The organism is Micromonospora sp. NPDC049101 (assembly GCF_040648675.1).
Taxonomy (GTDB): Bacteria; Actinomycetota; Actinomycetes; order Mycobacteriales; family Micromonosporaceae; genus Micromonospora.
Window position 1 is genome coordinate 58,938 of the sequence record NZ_JBEZED010000014.1, and the last position, 18,047, is coordinate 76,984.

Annotated in this window: 16 protein-coding genes, 1 tRNA gene and 1 other RNA gene; 14 read left to right on the forward strand and 4 right to left on the reverse strand. The window is 70.6% G+C overall.

Annotation, left to right across the window (positions count from 1 at the left end; translation table 11 throughout):
- Window positions 1–32 precede the first annotated feature (32 nt).
- Window positions 33–2,960: a preprotein translocase subunit SecA gene (gene secA / locus AB0B57_RS20405; protein ID WP_357071768.1), complete on the forward strand. Its 2,928-nt coding sequence runs from the start codon at window positions 33–35 to the stop codon at window positions 2,958–2,960.
- A 161-nt stretch (window positions 2,961–3,121) separates the two neighbouring features.
- Here secA and AB0B57_RS20410 read toward each other — a convergent pair whose 3' ends face one another.
- Window positions 3,122–3,718, reverse strand: coding sequence for an Rv3235 family protein (locus AB0B57_RS20410; protein WP_357071771.1), 597 nt, complete (start codon window positions 3,716–3,718; stop codon window positions 3,122–3,124).
- Between the two features lie 228 nt (window positions 3,719–3,946).
- Entirely contained in the window at window positions 3,947–4,174 is a 228-nt protein-coding gene (locus AB0B57_RS20415; RefSeq protein ID WP_357071774.1) for a helix-turn-helix domain-containing protein, read from the reverse strand.
- Between the two features lie 215 nt (window positions 4,175–4,389).
- Here AB0B57_RS20415 and AB0B57_RS20420 point away from each other — a divergent pair, with 215 nt between their 5' ends.
- Window positions 4,390–4,899, forward strand: a complete 510-nt coding sequence (locus AB0B57_RS20420) for a hypothetical protein (protein ID WP_357071777.1) — start codon at window positions 4,390–4,392, stop codon at window positions 4,897–4,899.
- 155 nt (window positions 4,900–5,054) lie between these two features.
- On the opposite strand, the gene AB0B57_RS20425 is transcribed toward AB0B57_RS20420, so the two are convergent.
- A complete protein-coding gene (locus AB0B57_RS20425; RefSeq protein ID WP_357071780.1) occupies window positions 5,055–6,143 on the reverse strand; it encodes a hypothetical protein in 1,089 nt (362 codons plus the stop codon).
- 348 nt (window positions 6,144–6,491) lie between these two features.
- Between AB0B57_RS20425 and pruA the strand changes: the two genes are divergently transcribed.
- The 10 genes from pruA to AB0B57_RS20475 all read left to right on the forward strand — a co-directional run bounded on the left by pruA (window position 6,492) and on the right by AB0B57_RS20475 (window position 15,274).
- Window positions 6,492–8,120, forward strand: coding sequence for an L-glutamate gamma-semialdehyde dehydrogenase (gene pruA, locus AB0B57_RS20430; RefSeq protein WP_357071783.1), 1,629 nt, complete (start codon window positions 6,492–6,494; stop codon window positions 8,118–8,120).
- A 177-nt stretch (window positions 8,121–8,297) separates the two neighbouring features.
- Window positions 8,298–8,813 (forward strand): PadR family transcriptional regulator, encoded by a 516-nt coding sequence (locus AB0B57_RS20435; RefSeq protein ID WP_357071786.1) that lies wholly within the window; start codon window positions 8,298–8,300, stop codon window positions 8,811–8,813.
- Window positions 8,814–8,934: 121 nt separating this feature from the next.
- Window positions 8,935–10,056, forward strand: a complete 1,122-nt coding sequence (gene prfB / locus AB0B57_RS20440; RefSeq protein WP_357071789.1) for a peptide chain release factor 2 — start codon at window positions 8,935–8,937, stop codon at window positions 10,054–10,056.
- A 118-nt stretch (window positions 10,057–10,174) separates the two neighbouring features.
- Window positions 10,175–10,855, forward strand: coding sequence for a cell division ATP-binding protein FtsE (gene ftsE / locus AB0B57_RS20445; RefSeq protein WP_030331491.1), 681 nt, complete (start codon window positions 10,175–10,177; stop codon window positions 10,853–10,855).
- Between the two features lie 67 nt (window positions 10,856–10,922).
- The gene (gene ftsX / locus AB0B57_RS20450) at window positions 10,923–11,798 is read left to right on the forward strand and encodes a permease-like cell division protein FtsX (protein WP_357071792.1); all 876 of its coding nucleotides are present in this window, start codon (window positions 10,923–10,925) and stop codon (window positions 11,796–11,798) included.
- Between the two features lie 139 nt (window positions 11,799–11,937).
- On the forward strand, window positions 11,938–12,417 hold the full coding sequence (gene smpB / locus AB0B57_RS20455; RefSeq protein WP_357071795.1) for an SsrA-binding protein SmpB: 480 nt from the start codon (window positions 11,938–11,940) through the stop codon (window positions 12,415–12,417).
- Window positions 12,418–12,521: 104 nt separating this feature from the next.
- Window positions 12,522–12,897, forward strand: a transfer-messenger RNA (tmRNA) gene (ssrA, locus tag AB0B57_RS20460).
- 72 nt (window positions 12,898–12,969) lie between these two features.
- On the forward strand, window positions 12,970–13,644 hold the full coding sequence (locus AB0B57_RS20465; protein WP_357071798.1) for a hypothetical protein: 675 nt from the start codon (window positions 12,970–12,972) through the stop codon (window positions 13,642–13,644).
- Window positions 13,645–13,785: 141 nt separating this feature from the next.
- Window positions 13,786–14,274: a hypothetical protein gene (locus tag AB0B57_RS20470; protein ID WP_357071801.1), complete on the forward strand. Its 489-nt coding sequence runs from the start codon at window positions 13,786–13,788 to the stop codon at window positions 14,272–14,274.
- A gap of 46 nt (window positions 14,275–14,320) precedes the next feature.
- Window positions 14,321–15,274 carry a hypothetical protein gene (locus tag AB0B57_RS20475; RefSeq protein ID WP_357071804.1) on the forward strand — a complete coding sequence of 318 codons (954 nt, stop codon included), beginning with the start codon at window positions 14,321–14,323 and terminating at the stop codon, window positions 15,272–15,274.
- A gap of 29 nt (window positions 15,275–15,303) precedes the next feature.
- On the opposite strand, the gene mdlC is transcribed toward AB0B57_RS20475, so the two are convergent.
- Window positions 15,304–16,899, reverse strand: coding sequence for a benzoylformate decarboxylase (gene mdlC / locus AB0B57_RS20480; protein WP_357071807.1), 1,596 nt, complete (start codon window positions 16,897–16,899; stop codon window positions 15,304–15,306).
- A gap of 319 nt (window positions 16,900–17,218) precedes the next feature.
- On the opposite strand from mdlC, the gene AB0B57_RS20485 reads away from it, so the two are divergent.
- Together AB0B57_RS20485 and AB0B57_RS20490 are read left to right on the forward strand one after the other, a co-directional pair.
- On the forward strand, window positions 17,219–17,809 hold the full coding sequence (locus AB0B57_RS20485; RefSeq protein ID WP_357071810.1) for a YqgE/AlgH family protein: 591 nt from the start codon (window positions 17,219–17,221) through the stop codon (window positions 17,807–17,809).
- Window positions 17,810–17,897: 88 nt separating this feature from the next.
- A tRNA-Ala gene (locus tag AB0B57_RS20490) sits at window positions 17,898–17,970 on the forward strand.
- Window positions 17,971–18,047 lie beyond the last annotated feature (77 nt).

The following is an 18,047-nucleotide window of genomic DNA, read 5'->3' on the forward strand; positions in this document are numbered from 1 at the left end:
TGGTTCGAGACTGTCTAGGGGAGCGTTGATCCGTGTCGATTCTGGAAAAGGTCCTTAACGCGGGCGAGGGCCGCATGGTGCGCCGGCTCAAGGCCATCGCCGCCGCCGTCACCTCGATCGAGGACGACTACGTCAACCTCACCGACGAGGAGTTGGCCGGCATGACCGAGCAGTTCCGGGAGCGGCTCGACGAGGGTGAGACCCTCGACGACCTGCTGCCGGAGGCGTTCGCGGTGGCCCGCGAGGCGGCCGCCCGGGTGCTCGGCCAGCGCCCGTACGACGTCCAGGTGATGGGCGGCGCGGCGCTGCACTTCGGCAACATCGCCGAGATGAAGACCGGTGAGGGCAAGACGCTGACCTCGGTCATGGCCGTCTACCTCAACGCGCTGTCCGGCAAGGGCGTGCACGTGATCACGGTCAACGACTACCTCGCCCAGCGTGACGCGGCGTGGATGGGTCGGGTGCACGAGTTCCTCGGGCTGACCGTCGGCGTGGTGCTGCCCAACCGGCCGGCCACCGAGCACAAGGCCGCCTACGAGTGCGACATCACCTACGGCACCAACAACGAGTTCGGCTTCGACTACCTGCGCGACAACATGGCCTGGTCGAAGGACGAGCTGGTGCAGCGCGGCCACAACTTCGCCGTGGTCGACGAGGTCGACTCCATCCTGATCGACGAGGCCCGCACCCCGCTGATCATCTCCGGCCCGGCCGAGCACTCCGCCCGCTGGTACGGCGAGTTCGCCGGAGTGGTGGCCCGGCTGCAGCCCGGCACCGACGGCGAGGGCGACTACGAGGTCGACCACTCCAAGCGCACCATCGCGGTGACCGAGCGGGGTGTCGCCAAGGTCGAGGACCGGCTCGGCATCGACAACCTGTACGAGTCGGTCAACACTCCGCTGGTCGGCTACCTCAACAACGCCATCAAGGCCAAGGAGCTCTACAAGCGCGACAAGGACTACATCGTCAGCGACGGTGAGGTCCTGATCGTCGACGAGTTCACCGGTCGCATCCTGCACGGCCGTCGCTACAACGAGGGCATGCACCAGGCGATCGAGGCCAAGGAGGGGGTGGAGATCAAGCAGGAGAACCAGACTCTTGCCACCATCACCCTGCAGAACTACTTCCGCCTCTACGAGAAGCTGTCCGGGATGACCGGCACGGCGCAGACCGAGGCGAGCGAGTTCAACAAGGTCTACAAGGTTGGCGTCGTGACGATTCCGACCCACCGCCCGATGGTCCGCGAGGACCGGCCGGACGTCATCTACAAGACGGAGAAGGCCAAGTTCAACGCCGTCATCGAGGACATCGCCGAGCGGCACCAGCTCGGTCAGCCCGTCCTGGTCGGCACCGTCTCGGTGGAAAACTCCGAGATCCTCTCCCAGTTGCTGCGCCGACGGGGCATTCCGCACAACGTGCTGAACGCCAAGTTCCACGCCCGGGAGGCCGAGATCGTCGCCCAGGCCGGGCGTAAGGGCGCGGTCACCGTGGCCACCAACATGGCCGGCCGCGGCACCGACATCCTGCTCGGCGGCAACCCCGAGTTCCTCGCCGCGAACGAGCTGCGCCAGCGCGGTCTCGACCCGCTGGAAAACGAGGAGGAGTACGCCAAGGCGATGGAGGAGGTCCTGCCCACCTGGAAGCAGGCCTGCGACGCCGAGGCGGACGAGGTCTCGGCCGCCGGTGGCCTCTACGTGCTGGGCACCGAGCGGCACGAGTCCCGGCGGATCGACAACCAGCTGCGCGGTCGTGCCGGCCGGCAGGGTGACCCGGGCGAGTCCCGTTTCTACCTGTCCCTGCAGGACGAGCTGATGCGCCGGTTCCGCGCCGGTGCGGTCGAGGCGGTGATGGAGCGCTTCAACATCCCGGAGGACGTGCCCATCGAGTCGAAGATGGTCACCCGGCAGATCAAGAGCGCGCAGGCCCAGATCGAGGGCCAGAACGCCGAGATCCGTAAGAACGTGCTGAAGTACGACGAGGTGCTCAACAAGCAGCGCCAGGTCGTCTACGCCGAGCGGCTCCGGGTGCTCAACGGTGAGGACCTCTCCGACCAGGTCCGCAACATGATCGACGACACCGTCGAGGCGTACGTGCGGGGTGCCACCTCCGAGGGCTACGGCGAAGACTGGGACCTTGAGCAGCTCTGGTCCAGCCTCAAGCAGCTCTACCCGGTCGGCGTGACGATCGAGGAGTTGGAGGAGGAGGCCGGCGGCTCGCGGGCCGGCATGGACGCCGACTTCCTGGTCGCCCGCCTCAAGGACGACGCCAACGCCGCGTACGACCGGCGCGAGGAGGAGGTCGGCACCGAGGGCGTGCGTCAGCTCGAGCGGATGGTGCTGCTCCAGGTCATCGACCGCAAGTGGCGCGAGCACCTCTACGAGATGGACTACCTCCAGGAGGGCATCAACCTTCGGGCGTACGCCCAGCGCGACCCGGTGGTGGAATACCAGCGCGAGGGCTTCGACATGTTCGCCACCATGATGGAGGGCATCAAGGAGGAGACTGTCGGCTTCCTCTACAACGTCGACGTCCAGGTGGCCGAGCCGGAGCCGGAGGCGGGCTCGGAAGAGGTCGCGCTGCTCGACAAGCCGGTGGAGATCCGGGCCAAGGGTCTCAACCAGGCACCGCGGCGGCAGGGCCTGCAATACTCCGCGCCCACCATCGACGGCGAGGCGAGCCCCGGCGCTCCCGTCATCGAGCAGGCCGAGCAGCAGGCTCCGGCGCTCGGTGTGGGTCGCCCCGCCCCGGGCGCCCCGGCGGCACCGGGCCGCACCGCCCCGTCCGCCCCGCAGCGTCCGGCCGCCGGTCTTCGCGGCCCGGCAGTTCCGTCGGCCGCCTCCCGCCGGCCGGCAGCCAACCAGGCGGAGGCGAGCAACGGCCCGTCCCGCAACGCGCCGTGCCCGTGTGGCTCGGGCCGCAAGTACAAGCGCTGCCACGGTGCCCCCAACGGCGGCAACTGACCGACTCGACAGCACCTGACCAACGGGTCCCGGCCGTCCAGGCCGGGACCCGTTCGGCGTCTCCCCCGTGACCTCCCGCCATGCGCTGGGCGTGTCTGGAGGTGGCGCCAGGGACCTCGTCCTTGCAGGGCGGGCGGCGCCCCTGGGCGCGTTGGATGTGGTCAGAGGACGTGCAGGGCGGTGCAGAGCCAGCGGCCCCGGCGATGCTCCAGGCGCAGTGCCATTGCCCAGCTCCGACCGCCCGCGCCGGTGAGGACGGCCGCCGCCTCCACTGCGGCCTCTCGTGGCTCGCAGACGCGCAGGCGTAGCAGCCGGACCAGCGGTCGGCCGGTTCGGCGGCGGGATGTCCCGGCCCGGCCGGATGCGCGGGCGAGTTCGGTCAGCAGGTCTCCCGCTCGGGCCGGGTCGAGCAGCGCCCGCACCTGGGTCGGCGAACGGTAGCCGTTGACCACCTCCAGGCAGGTGCCGACGAAGCGGTGCGCGGCTCGGGTGGTTTCCGGAGCGGTCGACGGCGGCAACGACACGACCGGGTGGGTGGTGGTGGACCTGTTCGGCACCGGGCGCAGGGCTGCTCGCCGCTCCGCCGGCCGAACCGGGCTGGGTCGGGTGGAGGCGAACAGGTCGAGGGCGAGCTGACCGTCAGTCTGCGCCGGCCAGTACGACCCGTCGGTCTCGTCAACGTACGGCGGGTCGAAGGGCGGGACGGGGCGCAGCCGCACGGTTGGTCGGGAAGGACCGGATCGCGCTCCACTCATCATGGCTCCCAGAGACTGCGTTTGCCTTCGTTTGCCTCCGACAACCTCGATTCTGGGCGACAGAACGGCTTCGGTCAATGGCCCGGTGGCAGCCTCCACCGGACGAGGCGCATGATCCACTCGGGTTTCTTGATAACGCGGGGTCCCAGCGCCCCCGATACCCCGACCTCAAGAAAACCGAGTGGATCATGCCCCTGCCAGGGATGGACGGGCGGGCCAGGTCGGGCTCTGCTACTCCGGATCGCGGTCGACAAGCGGGTTGCTCTGCACCCACTCGGCGGTCTCGGAATACTTGCGCGCTATGTACTCCTCCAGGCGCGCGCGCTCGACGCGCCACTGGCCGCGCCCACCGATCTTGATCGCCGGCAGTTCGCCACTGCGCACCATGTGGTAGACCTGCGAGTCCGACACGTTCAGCTCGGTGGCGACGTCGGAGAGCAGCAGGAACCGTGGCTCCACAGGGACTCCCGAGGTTGATGTCGTTTGGCTCAGTTTGCCACCGACAGCCCCGACCGCCCAGCGCCCGGCCCGCCCGACGGCGGATCGACCGTACGGGACACACCGGGCGGGAACTTCCACCGGCCGGTGTCGGGGTGTATGACGATCACGGCGTGCGGCATGATCTGCGCCCGTGCCGGCGGACGCCGGTGGAGGACGACGCGGGGAGACGACCGGTGACCAACGAGCTTGTCCGGGTGTACGTGCCGGCGACCGTACCCATGGTGGCCCGCCTGCGGGCGGAGGGACTGACCGCCGACCAGGCGCACGCGGTGACTCCGGCGTTGCGCGAGTGGTACGCCGAGGGCGACGAGGAGGAGTTGGAGTACGTCGCGTTCACCCGGGCCGCCCAGGACTCGCTGCACCTGCTCCGGGCCGATCCGACCGCTCCCCGCCGCCGCGTCGTCGTCTCGGTCGACCTCCCGGCGAGCGCGCTCGGGCGGGACGACGGTGAGTTGGGTTCCAGCACCGTGACGTTGGCCGACGCCGTGCCGGTGGGTGCCGTCGCCGCGCTCCACGTGGACGGCGCGGACGCGGCCGAGGAGGTCGCCGCGGCGGTCCAGGTGGTGGCCGAGGCGGCCGCTGGCGACCCCGACGCGCAGTTCACCGTCGACGGCGCCGAGGACCACGAGCTGGAGTGGTACGACGTGACAGAGCTGGACCTGCTGCTCAACGCGGCCAGCTGAGCCGGCCGCCCGAACGCCGGCCGCCCGAACGCCGGCCGCCCGAACGCCGGCCGCCTGAACGCCGGCCGCCCGAACGGTCCGCCGGAACGCCGGCCCGGTAGAAGCGCCGGAACGCCGGTCCGCCGGAAGGCTGGTTGGCAGGAGCCAGCCCGGCGTCAGCGGGCCGGATCGGCCTTGGCCGGGTCCGTGTCGAACGCCTCGGCGGGGTCCGGCTCGTCGTCCTGCGGGTCGACCCGTTCCGCGACGGCGGTGTCCGGGCTGTCGGCCGGTGTGTCGTCGTCGGTGTGGGCCGGGCCGAGCGTGCGGCCGAACGCGATCAGGGCGGTAAGCGCCCCCACGAAGAGCACCCAGATGCCGTTGTCCACCCGCGAGGTGCCCAGTGAGGTCTGTGCCACCGCGTCCGCCTCGCTGAGGGCGCTGGCCAGGTCGAGCAGCGACCGGCCGCCGATCCGGATGATCACCTCGGCGAGCAGCAAAAGCAGGCCCGGTCCGGCACCGGCGAGCAGGTACGCCGGCCAGCGCAGCGTCGGGGCCGCCGGATCGCGGCGCACCAGCCGGCGCCGCGCCCAGGTCAGGTAACCGAAGGCGAGTAGCCCGGCGACCAGCCCGGCGACCAGCGACTCGGTGCGGGACACCCACTTGGCCGCGTCGACGAGCGACTGTTGGCTGTCGCCGGCCCCGAAGAGGTCGAACAACGGGTCCCGGGCCTGGCTGAACGCGACCACGAAGACCAGCGTGCCCAGGGCGGCGGTCACCACCGCACCGATGGCCGGTGCGGTCCGCGCGGCGGCCACGGCACCACCGATGATCGCCGCGGCGGCGGTGGTGCCGGCGATCACGTTGGTGGTCGAGGTGTCGAAGTAGGTGAGGTTGATGGCCACCGCGGCGGCCAGCCCGACCAGCATCCCGCCGCCGATGGCCCCGGCGTAGCGCAGGGTGGCCCAGTCGCCGTACCGGCGGGCCAGCAGGTTGCCGCCGGCCAGCGCGACGGCTGCCCCGCACACCAGCGCGGCCGAGATCACACCGGGCAGGGCGAACGCGGAGAGGCTGATCGCGGTCACCCCGGCCGCTGCCGAGGTGATGGCCTCCCGGGTGGACCAGAGCATGGCGGTCAACCACCCCAGGGCCAGCAGCGCGAGCACCGCCGCGCCGGGCGCGGGCAGCGGCCGGCCGCTGGGGGTTGCCGCGTCGGCCGCCGGGTCGTGCGACTCCGCGGCCGGGACGCGGCCGGGCTGCTTGGTCATCGTCTCCCCTTCGAGGCGGCAGGTCACCGACCATTGAGGGTACGCGGCTCGGCTGAGCGTTCCACCGCCGCGGACGGCCGCGACACCTCGTCGCGCTGGCCTGCGCACAGTACGACGGGCGGCCGGCGCACCGGCCCTGCCGATCGACCTCGGTCGGTAAGGGGAGGAGGGGTGGGCCGGTCCTTGGTGTGGGGCGATGGCGGAGGCAGGCTGTGCTGCCCTTCGTGGGAGAATCGCGGGAGGTCCCGCCGCTGCTCGGCCCCTCCGTGCGGCGTCCGGTGTCCGGCCGCCCGGTCGGTGCCCGCGGGTCCGGTTTCGCCACTGCTGTCGAGATCGCCAGGAGCCTTGATGGATGCCGTGTTCTCCGTTCCCGAGCCGCGCAACGAGCCGGTTCGCAACTACGAGCCGGGCAGCCCCGACCGGGACCGGCTCCAGCGGCGGCTGACCGAGCTCGCCGCCGAGCGCATCGACCTGCCGATGACCATCGGCGGTGACCAGCGGATGGCCGCCGGTGACCCGATCGACGTGGTGCAGCCGCACCGGCACGCGCACGTGCTGGGCGTGACCGCGCACGCCACCCACGACGACGCGCACGCCGCGATCAAGGCGGCCAAGGACGCCGCGCCGATGTGGCGGGCGCTGCCGTTCGAGGAGCGGGCGGCGATCTTCCTGCGCGCCGCCGAGCTGCTCGCCGGCCCGTGGCGCGACACCCTCAACGCCGCCACCATGCTCGGCCAGTCGAAGACCGCGATCCAGGCGGAGATCGACTCGGCGTGCGAGTTCATCGACTTCCTCCGGTTCAACGTGCACTTCGCGCGTCGCCTGCTCGAGGAGCAGCCGGCGTCCTCGCCCGGCGTCTGGAACCGCTTCGACCACCGCCCGTTGGAGGGCTTCGTCTACGCGGTCACCCCGTTCAACTTCACCGCCATCGCGGGCAACCTGCCGTCGGCGCCGGCCCTGCTGGGCAACACGGTGATCTGGAAGCCGGGTCCGACGCAGCAGTTCGCCGCGCACTTCACCATGCGGCTGTTCGAGGCCGCCGGCCTCCCGCCCGGTGTGATCAACATGGTCACCGGCCGGGGCGAGGAGGTCTCCGACGTGGTGCTCGCCGACCCGGACCTGGCCGGCATCCACTTCACCGGCTCGACGAAGGTCTTCCAGCAGCTGTGGCGGACCGTGGGCGACAACATCGCCCGCTACCGGGGCTACCCGCGCCTGGTCGGCGAGACCGGCGGCAAGGACTTCGTCGTGGCGCACACCAGCGCCGACGTGGACGCGCTGCACACCGCGCTGATCCGTGGCGCGTTCGAATACCAGGGCCAGAAGTGCTCGGCGGCCTCGCGGGCGTACGTGCCGCGTTCGATCTGGGAGGGCGGGCTGCGGGACCGGCTGGCCGCCACCACCGACTCGCTGACCTACGGCGACGTGGCCGACTTCGGCAACTTCGGCGGCGCGGTGATCGACGACAAGGCGTTCGCCCGGCACACCGCCGCGCTGGAGCTGATCGGCCCCGACGACTCCTGTCGGGTGCTGGCCGGTGGCACCGCGGACGACTCGGTCGGCTACTTCGTCCGGCCGACGCTCTTCGAGTGCTCCGACGCGGCCCACGAGACCTTCACCACCGAGTACTTCGGGCCGATCCTGGGCGTGCACGTGTTCGACGACGCCCGGTTCGACGACGTGGTCACGCAGGCCGAGGCGATCGCCCCGTACGCGCTGACCGGCTCGGTGTTCGCCACCGACCGCCGGGTGGTCGACGCGGTGGCCGAGCGCATGCGGTACGCGGCGGGCAACTTCTACATCAACGACAAGCCGACCGGGGCGGTCGTCGGGCAGCAGCCGTTCGGCGGCGCACGGGCCAGCGGCACCAACGACAAGGCGGGCTCCTGGCTCAACCTGGTCCGCTGGGTGTCGCCGCGGACGATCAAGGAGACCTTCGTGCCGCCGACCGACCACACGTACCCCCACATGGGCTGACCTGCGGCGACGACCCGTCGGCGGCGCGCGGTGCCGCCGGCGGGTCGGCCCGGGGCCGTGATCCATCGATAGTCCTCAACGGACAGTCTGTCGCCGACAGTGCACTTAGGAAGTCCTGTTGGGTGGCAAACCGGCAAATCCTGGACGCCGGGTGCGCAAAGTGGCAGCGTAGGGGGCATGGCGGATTCCGGAGTCAACCCTACGGCGGCGGCCCTTCTCGGCCTCCTCCACGAGGGCCCGATGACAGGCGGTCAGTTGATGGCCGCTGCTGAGCGCCGTCTGGCGCCGTACTGGTCCATGACGCGCAGTCAGGTCTACCGCGAGTTGCCGGTGCTGGCCGAGCGGGGTTTCGTGAAGCTCGGGAAGCCCGGGCCGCGGATGAGCCAGCCGTATGCGCTCACCGCAAGTGGGAAACGGACATTTTCCCGCTGGCTGGCCGAGAACCCGGGGCGGGACACCATCCGCAACCCGATCGCGCTGCGGATGGCCTTCGGCAACCTGCACTCCGCCAGCCAGCTCAAGGGCCTGTACGCCTCGGCCAACGAATACCACACCGAGGCCCTCGCCCAGGTCCGGGAGCAGGTAAAGAACGCCAAACGGGATGGGGAGACGTACGACGCCAGCGCGCTGGAGTTCGCCGTCGCCTACCACCGGGCGGCCCTGTCCTGGTTGAAGTCCGCTCCGGTCGGGTGACCTCCCGCGGGTTCGCCCAGTGGGAACGAGCTGCTCAGCCGGCGGCGTCGGGGTGCGGCTTTTGCGCGGGACCGCGGGGCTCGCAAGCTCAATCCTCGTCCGCGCAGTACGCTTACCTGTCGTGACCGCTGCCGATTACGCCGAACAGCTCAAGGAACTCGACGCGACCCTGCGAAACATCGAGGCCGTCCTCAACCTCGACCGACTCCACGAGGACAAGGCCCGCCTTGAGCAGGAGGCTTCCGCCCCCGACCTGTGGGACGACCAGGCCAAGGCTCAGCAGGTGACCTCGCAGCTGTCGTACGTCAACGGCGAGATCAGCAAGCTGGGCAGCCTGCGCTCCGGCCTCGACGACGCCCAGGTGCTGTTGGAGCTGGCCGAGGCCGAGGCCGACCCGGGCGTGCTGACCGAGGTCGAGTCGGAGATCACCGGGTTGACCAAGGCCATCCAGGAGATGGAGGTCCGCACCCTGCTCTCCGGCGAGTACGACTCCCGGGAGGCGCTTGTCGCCATCCGCGCCGGCGCCGGTGGTGTGGACGCCGCCGACTTCGCCGAGATGCTGCTGCGGATGTACCTGCGCTGGGCGGAGCGGCACGGCTATCCGACCGAGGTCTACGAGACCTCCTACGCCGAGGAGGCGGGCCTGAAGTCGGCCACCTTCGCGGTCAAGGTGCCCTACGCGTACGGCACGCTCAGCGTCGAGTCGGGCACCCACCGGTTGGTCCGGATCAGCCCGTTCGACAACCAGGGCCGCCGGCAGACCAGCTTCGCGGGCGTCGAGGTCCTGCCGGTCACCGAGCAGACCGACCACATCGACATCCCGGAGAACGAGGTACGCGTCGACGTCTATCGTTCCTCCGGTCCCGGTGGGCAGAGCGTCAACACCACCGACTCGGCGGTCCGGTTGACCCACATCCCGACCGGCATCGTGGTCACCTGTCAGAACGAGAAGTCCCAGCTGCAGAACAAGGCCTCCGCGCTGCGGGTGCTCCAGGCCCGACTGCTGGAGCGCAAGCGCCAGGAGGAGCAGGCCAAGCTGGAGGGGCTCAAGGAGAACGCGGCCGGTTCGTGGGGCGACCAGATGCGCTCCTACGTCCTGCACCCGTATCAGATGGTGAAGGATCTCCGAACCGAGCAGGAGACCGGCAATCCGAGCGCGGTGTTCGACGGGGACCTGGACGGTTTCATCGAGGCGGGGATCCGTTGGCGCAAGCAGCGGCAACTCGCCGGCGACGGAGCGTAACGACACGCGGGCGGAACGCTTCGTCGATCTCCAGGTAGAGGCCTGATTCGACGACTCGTGCCGGATCGGCGGGGCGTGGGGCTTGGCTCAGTTGTTACACCGCGTAGACTCACCACCCGTGATTCAGCTTGAGCAAGTGACGAAGACGTACCCGAAGGCGTCCCGGCCTTCGCTCGACAACGTGTCCGTCTCGATCGAGAAGGGCGAGTTCGTCTTCTTCATCGGTCCATCCGGCTCCGGCAAGTCCACAATCATCAAGATGCTGCTGCACGAGGTCGCCCCCAACAAGGGCCGCGTCGTCGTCAACGGCAAGGACGTCACGTCGATGCGCTCCTGGAAGCGACCCCACTTCCGGCGCTCGATCGGCTGTGTCTTCCAGGACTTCCGGCTGCTGCCGAACCGCACCGCGTACGAGAACGTGGCGTTCGCCCTCGAGGTGATCGGCAAGACCAAGGCGGTTGCCCGCCGGGTCGTGCCGGAGGTGCTGGAGCTGGTGGGGCTCGGTGGCAAGGAGCACCGCTACCCGCACGAGCTCTCCGGTGGTGAGCAGCAGCGGGTCGCCGTCGCCCGGGCGTTCGTGAACCGTCCGCTGATCCTGCTGGCGGACGAGCCCACCGGAAACCTGGACCCGGACACCTCGATCGAGATCATGCGCCTGCTGGACCGGATCAACCGCACCGGCACGACCGTCGTGATGGTCACCCACGACTCCAACATCGTCAACCAGATGCGCCGCCGCGTCGTCGAGATCGAGAGCGGTCGTATCGTGCGTGACCAGGCCCGCGGCGTCTACGGGTGAGCCGGCTCTCCACCCCTGCGCAGCCTGACGACGAACACTTCATGCCGGAGACCCGGAGGAAATCCCGATGCGCGTGAAATACGTCCTGTCCGAGGTACTGGTCGGACTGTGGCGCAACGTGACCATGTCCATCGCGATGATCATCACGATGGCGGTCTCGCTGACCATGCTCGGCGCCAGCGGTCTCATGTACCGCCAGGTCGACGACATGAAGGTCACCTACTACAAGAACATCGAAGTCTCGATCTTCTTGAAGCCGGAGGTGAGCGAGCAGGAGCGCACCGACCTGAACGCCAAGCTCGACAGCGACCCCCTGGTCAAGGAGGTCTTCTACGTCAACAAGGACGAGGCGTACAAGAAGTTCAAGGTCATGTACCAGGACGCGCCCGACCTGGTGAACGTGGTCAAGCCGGACCAGCTGCCCGAGTCGTTCCGGCTCAAGCTGAACAACCCGGAGCAGTACAAGGACATCTACGAGCAGTACAAGAACACCGCGGGTGTCGACGAGATCATCGACCAGAGTCGACTGCTCGACAAGATCTTCAACATCCTCACCTCGATCCAGAACATCGCCCTGGCCGCCGCCATCGTGATGGCGATCGCCGCCCTGCTGCTTGTCGCGAACACCATCCAGGTCGCCGCGTACAGCAAGCGGCGTGAGGTGGCGGTCATGAAGCTGGTCGGCGCCTCCAACTGGTTCATCCAGGCACCGTTCGTGCTGGAGGCCGTGGTGGCCGGTCTGATCGGCTCGCTGCTTGGTCTGGTGGCCTTGGTCGCGGCCAAGTACCTGCTCTTCGACCGCTCGTTGAGCGCGTTGCAGGGCCTGCTCTCGCCGATCTCCTGGGGTGACATCCTTGTCGTCTTCCCGCTGATGGCCGGCGTCGGCGGTCTGATCAGCGCGGGCACCGCCTGGATCACCCTGCGCTTCTACCTGCGGGTCTAGTCGTCCCGTCGTCTCCCGAGGACCCTCCCGCAGCCGGAAATAAACGGCGCGGGAGGGTCCTTGTGATTCGGGTAGCATGATCGGTTGTCCGGCCGAGGTGCGCTCGGCCCACGGGCAGCGCAGAGAGGGGGTGGCACCGATGCCACGGGAAAAGGGGCGCAAGGTGGTCGCCTCCAACAAGAAGGCGCGCCACGACTACGCCATTCTCGACACGTACGAGGCGGGCATGGCGCTGACCGGCACCGAGGTCAAGTCGCTGCGGGCGGGGCGGGCGTCGCTTGTCGACGCGTTCGCCCAGGAGCGTGACGGCGAGCTGTTCCTGCACGCCCTGCACATCCCGGAGTACACGCAGGGCACCTGGACCAACCACGAGCCCCGGCGCACCCGCAAGCTGCTGCTCAACCGGGTCGAGATCGACAAGCTCGTCGGCAAGACCCGCGAGGGCGGTTTCACCATCGTCCCGTTGCAGGTCTACTTCTCCGACGGCTGGGCCAAGGTCGAGATCGCCCTGGCCAAGGGCAAGAAGTCGTACGACAAGCGTCAGGACCTCGCCAAGCGGGATGCGGACCGGGAGATCGCCCGGGTGTCCGGTCGACGCGGCAAGGGAATGGACGACTAGTTCATCCTGTTTGTCCGGGTCGGCGCGCCGGCCCGGGGCTCGGGATGAAAGCTGTTGCGGCAGGCGTTAGTCTTGTCAGTGCCGCCACATCGGCGGCCTGTCGAGGGGGTGACTGGTTTCGACTTCGTACGCAGCGACAGGGGAAGCGAGCCGAGGAAGCCGACGTCGTCTCGAGAATCGGTCGTCGGAAACTTATAAGCGCCAAGCAAAATCGCGCTGACTTCGCTCTCGCCGCCTGAGGCGAGTAGCTAAGTCTGTCGGCCTGGGAACGCCTTCGTCCCAGTAGCCGGCATCAGCTAGGAGGCTGGCCAATCGGACCCGGTCGCGGGGTCCGTGCGGCGAGATTAATCAGCGACTGGGCCCGTCACACCAACTTGCTCGCGTGAGCGGTGGGGCCGAGTAGAGGCACAGCGAGCTGCGCTCGGAGAAGCCCTGACAAACCGGCGAAGGACCCGGGTTCGATTCCCGGCACCTCCACCACCTCGAGCGAAGCGCCCCGGCCCGTCGGCCGGGGCGCTTCGTCGTGTACGCGCCTCGCCTACGCTGCCCCCTGTGACGAACCAGGAGCTGCGCCTGTCGGTGGGCGCCTCACCCGCCCAGCGCACGTGGGCGGTGGTGGTCGGCGTCTTCGTCACCGCCGTCGCGTCGGCATTCGTGGTGCTGCCGCTGATCGCCGGTGGGTTGCTGGGCCGGCTGTCCGGCCCGGGTGATCCGTTCTCCTCCTATGAGGAGGCCCGCGACCTGCCGCCGGGGATGCTGCCACCCGCGCTGCGGGACGGTGGCGCGGAACAGGCCGGGCCGAGCCCGTTCATCGGGCTCTGCGGCCTGCCGTTCGTCCTGCTCGGCATCTACCTCGTGCTGCGGGTGCTCCGCACGGCCGCCTGGCTGGAGGGCAGCCACGTACGGGTCCGGGGCGCGTTCCGGACGCGCGGCGTCGACCTCGCCACCGCCCGGATCGACGCCGCGGCGCTGTCGCACGACGAGCCCGGAGACGACTTTCCGGCGGGTCGGCGGCGGACCCGCGCCATCATCGCGACCGACCACGCAGATGGGCGGCGAGTCACCGTCGCGTTGCAGGGCATGGGGCTGGCCAGCCTGCCCCCGTCGGAGTTGCGCGCGCTCGCCGACGCGATCACGGCGGGCCGGCCGGTCGACGGCCGGGACGGCGACGCGCACGCCGTCGCCCGCCAACTGCGCCGCCTGGCGGAGCACCCCCAGCTCGGCTGAGCGGCGGTTGTCCGGTTCCACTGGGACTCGCGGGACCCCTGGGACCAACGGGACAGATGAGCATTCTCCGGGGCCTTTACCGGCCCGGTCAGGCAGGCTCACCATTGCGGTATGGGGTAGCAGCACAGCGCGGGAGGTGCCATGGTCACCGGTCCGGTCCAGCAGTCGTCACTCGTCGCCCGGCCGTCCGCCGCACCGCACCATCCGATCGGGCTGCCCGGTGAGCCACGCCCGGCCGGTCTGGCCGGAGACGTCCACGCGTTCGGCCGGGCCGTCACCGTGGCCCCCACCGAGCCGCGCTGGCGGGAAGAGGTCCTGCTCCGGCTGCGTCCGGTGGGGCACGGGTTCGCCGAGCACGTTCGGGTCACCGAGGGCCCCGCGGGCCTCTACCGGGAGTTGCTCACCCAGTCGCCCCGGCTGGCCCACGGGGTGCGGTTGCTGACCCGGGAGCACGCGGGGATCATCGCCGCGATCCTCGCGGTGCAACGGGTCGCCGAGCGTCCCGAGGTGCACCCCGCCGAGGTGCGGCACCGGGCCGGGCACCTGCTGCGGCGCTTGGCCCGGCATCGGCGGCGCGGTGCCGACCTGCTCTGGGAGGCGTACCAGACGGACCTGGGCGGCGAGACCTGAGCAGTCGACCGGGAACCGGCGGATCGGCGGCGGCGTCGAACCGTACATGCGTCGACCGGCCCTGCTTCTCGTCCTCCCGTTGCTGCTCACGGCCGGCTGCGCCGCGCCCGTGGCGGATCCGGCCGGCGGGCCCCACAGTCCGTCACCCCGCGGCGAGGCGTTCGACAACCGGGCCGCCGAGGTGGCCGAGGCGTGGCGACCGGGCCCCGACTGGAGTACGGGGTACGTCCCGCTGGAGGGGCCCACGGTGCTCACCGGTGACCCGCGCTTCACCCCGGACACCGAGGCCGCCTACCGGGCCGGGTGGTACCGGGCGCAGGTTCCGATGCCACCCACCCGGGTCGGCGGCGAGATCCGATTCCCGGACGGCCAGCTGACGCTGCCGCTGGTCAGCGCCGCCGAGGCGTACCGTCAGTTGGACCAGGGTGATCCGCTGCCCTGCCCGGGGCGACCGAAGCGGCCCGGCCTGCCGAGCCCGGGCGGCCCCAGCGTCGAACCAGGGCCGGACGGATGGGCCACCAGCGCGACGCAGACGGCCTGTCTGTCGCTCACCGTCACCGGGGTCACGTTCGGTGCCGTGCCGGTCCGTACGAGCCGGGGCACCGCGCAGGTCCCGGCCTGGCTGTTCACCATCAAGGAACTGGCCACCCCGGTGGCCCGGCTCGCCGTCGCGCCGAGCGCGGTCACGCCCGTGACCCAACCCTCCGCGCCGGCCCGCCCGCTGGCCGACGGTCTGGTGGGCGCCCAGAACCTCCTGGCGGTCGACGATGTCCGGATGACCGTGCAGCTCGGCGTCGGCGCCTGCGACACCGGCATCACGCCGCTGGTGTGGGAACGGCCGGACGTCGTGGTGGTCGGCGGCCGCGTCACCCGGGCCACCGGAGAATGCATCGCTGTGCTCAAGCTGGCACCGGTCGCCGTCACCCTGGACGCGCCACTGGGCGCCCGGCCGGTCCTGGACGTCGCCACCGGCGCCCCCCTGTCGATCGCCCCACGCTGACCGGTCGGCACCGGAGCCGACGAGCCGGTTCAGAGGAGGCTGGGCACGTCCGTGCTGATCGGCACCGGCAAGACGGTTGGCCGGTCGGCACGCAGCCCGGTGGCGAGCGCCGCACCGAGCTGGTCCGGGGTCTCGACGACCTCGGTGGCGCAGCCGTAGCCGGCCGCGATGGCGACGATGTCCAACCCCGGCAGGTCCAGGCCGGGCACCCCGGGGGTGTCCTTCAGCTCGGCGAACGCCTTGAGGATCGCGTACTGCTGATTCACCGGGACGACGACCACCACCGGCAGTGCGAGGCGCGCGGCGGTCCACAACGCCTGCACCGAGTAGTGGAACGAACCGTCACCGACGACCGCCACCACCGGACGGCCGCGCCCGCTGTCCCGCTCGGCGAGCGCCACCCCGATCGCGGCCGGCAGGCCGTAGCCGAGGCCGCCGCTGGCCATCGTGAAGTACGACGCCGGGCGGGTGATCCGCAGCTGCCGGCGTAGTGCGGACAGATTGGACGGTGACTCCTGCACCAGCACGCCGTCCGCCGGCCAGTGCGCGGCCAGCCCGGCGAACAGCGCGTCGGCGCTCAACGGGGCGGTGATCTCCGGCGGGGTCGGTGCGGCGCGGGGTGCGGGGGGTGGCCGGTCGGCCGGCGGCACCCGGTCCAGCAGCGCGGCCAGGGTCAGCCCCGGGTCGCCGAGCAGGCTGTCCCCGACGGGTGCCCGCGCGGCCTCGTCGGGGTCGTCCGTGACGTGCAGCAGCCGGGCGCCCTCCGGCAGGTGCCCGCCCGGCACGTACGGGTAGTAGCGGAACACCGGTGCGCCGACGACAAGCACCGTGTCGTGCCCGCGCAGCGCCTCGGCGAGGGGGCCGATCGCGTACGGCAGCACCCCGCGGAAGTGCGGGTGGTCCTCCGGGAAGACGGCGCGTTCGGGTGCCGGGGCCGACCAGACCGGTGCGGCCAGCCGCTCGGCGAGCGCGACAGCGGTCGGCCAGCTCCCGGAGCGGTCCACCCCCGGCCCGTACACCAGCACCGGGTTGTCGCTGCCGGCCAGGATCCGGGCGAACTCGGCCAGCCGTTGCGGGTCCGGCGCGAACCGGGTGGCCACCGTTCGCGGTGCGGGCAGCGGGTCGGCCGGCTGGGCCCAGTCGTCCATCGGCAGGGAGAGGAAGACCGGCCCAGCCGGTGGCTGCACCGCCGTCGCGTACGCCCGCAGCACCGCCGCGGGGATGTCCTGCGGGCGGGCCGGCTCGTAGGCCCACTTGACGTACGGCTGGGGAAGCTCGGTGGGCCGGCGGCTGGCCAGCCGGGGTTCGAGCAGCAGCATCTCCCGGGTCTGCTGGCCGGCCGTGACGATCAGCGGCGTCTTGTTGTGCCAGGCGGTGACCAGGTTGCCCATGCCGTTGCCGGTGCCCGGGGCGGTGTGCAGGTTGACGTGGGCGGCTGTGCCGCTGGCCTGCGCGTAGCCGTCGGCCATCGCGACCGCCGTCGCCTCCTGGAGCGCGTGGACGTAGCGGAAGTCGGCGGGGAAGTTCTCCAGGAACGGCTCCTCCGTCGAGCCGGGGTTACCGAAGACGGTGGTCATGCCGAGGGTGCGGAGCACGTCGTACGTCGCGTCCCGGACCGTTGCCATCGCCACCGCCTCCGTGTTGCGGGAGGGACGACAGCAGTCGTCCCTCCCGATCAGCCGAATCTATCGGGATGTGACGGACCTTTCGGGTGTTTCCGGCGGGCCGATCCGGCGGACCGGGCCCGTACCTGGTCAGGGCACCGGAACGGACTAACTGCGGTCTTAACTGTCTGATCACCTGCCGGTCAGCCCTTAGCCAGCACCCGGGACGCAGGCTATGGTGCCAGGCATGGCGTTGACAGCGCGGCTGATCCCGAAGCACCGGGCGGATCCGGTAGATGACCGATCCCCGGCGCGGGCTCACGGTTGACGGGTGTGTGGGATGCAGGGAGAGGGTCAGGCGATCGGCGGACGAGCGATGGAGTCGATGACCGGGCGGCTACTGGTCGCCACTCCGGCGCTCAAGGATCCGAACTTCGACCGTACGGTGGTGCTGCTGGTCGCCCACGAGCCCGGCGGCGCGCTCGGCGTGGTGCTCAACCGGGCCACCGAGGTGCCGGTGTCCGAGGTGCTCGGCGACTGGAGCGACCTGGCCCGCCACCCGGCGGTGCTCTTCGAGGGCGGCCCGGTGCAGCCCGACTCGGCCATCTGCCTGGCCCGCATGCGGCACCCGATGCGCCGGCTCAAGGGCTTCCACCAGGTCTCCGGCGCGGTCGGCACGATCGACCTCTCGGTCGACCCGGAGCGGCTGCGGGAGAGCATCGGTGGCATCCGGGTCTTCGCCGGCTACTCCGGCTGGGGCAGCGGCCAGTTGGAGCAGGAGATCGCCGACGGCTCCTGGTTCGTGCTGGACGGGCTGCCCGGTGACGCCTTCGTCGACCGGCCCGACGATCTGTGGCCGATGGTGCTGCGCCGCCAGGGTGGGATGATGGCCGCGGTCGCCCACTTCCCGCCGGACGTCGCGCTCAACTGACCCGGCGCGGGCGGGGACCCCGCGAGATGACCATGCGAGCCGGTCTGTGTATAGTTTCCCAGTGCCCGGGCGACCGGGACGACAGCAAGGGGCCGTGGCGCAGCTGGTAGCGCACCACACTGGCAGTGTGGGGGTCAGGGGTTCGAGTCCCCTCGGCTCCACCTTGTTGTAGCAGGTCAAGGGCTTGCTCGCTGATCGTGGCGAGTGAGCCCTTGATCATTTGAACCCCATTCGACCC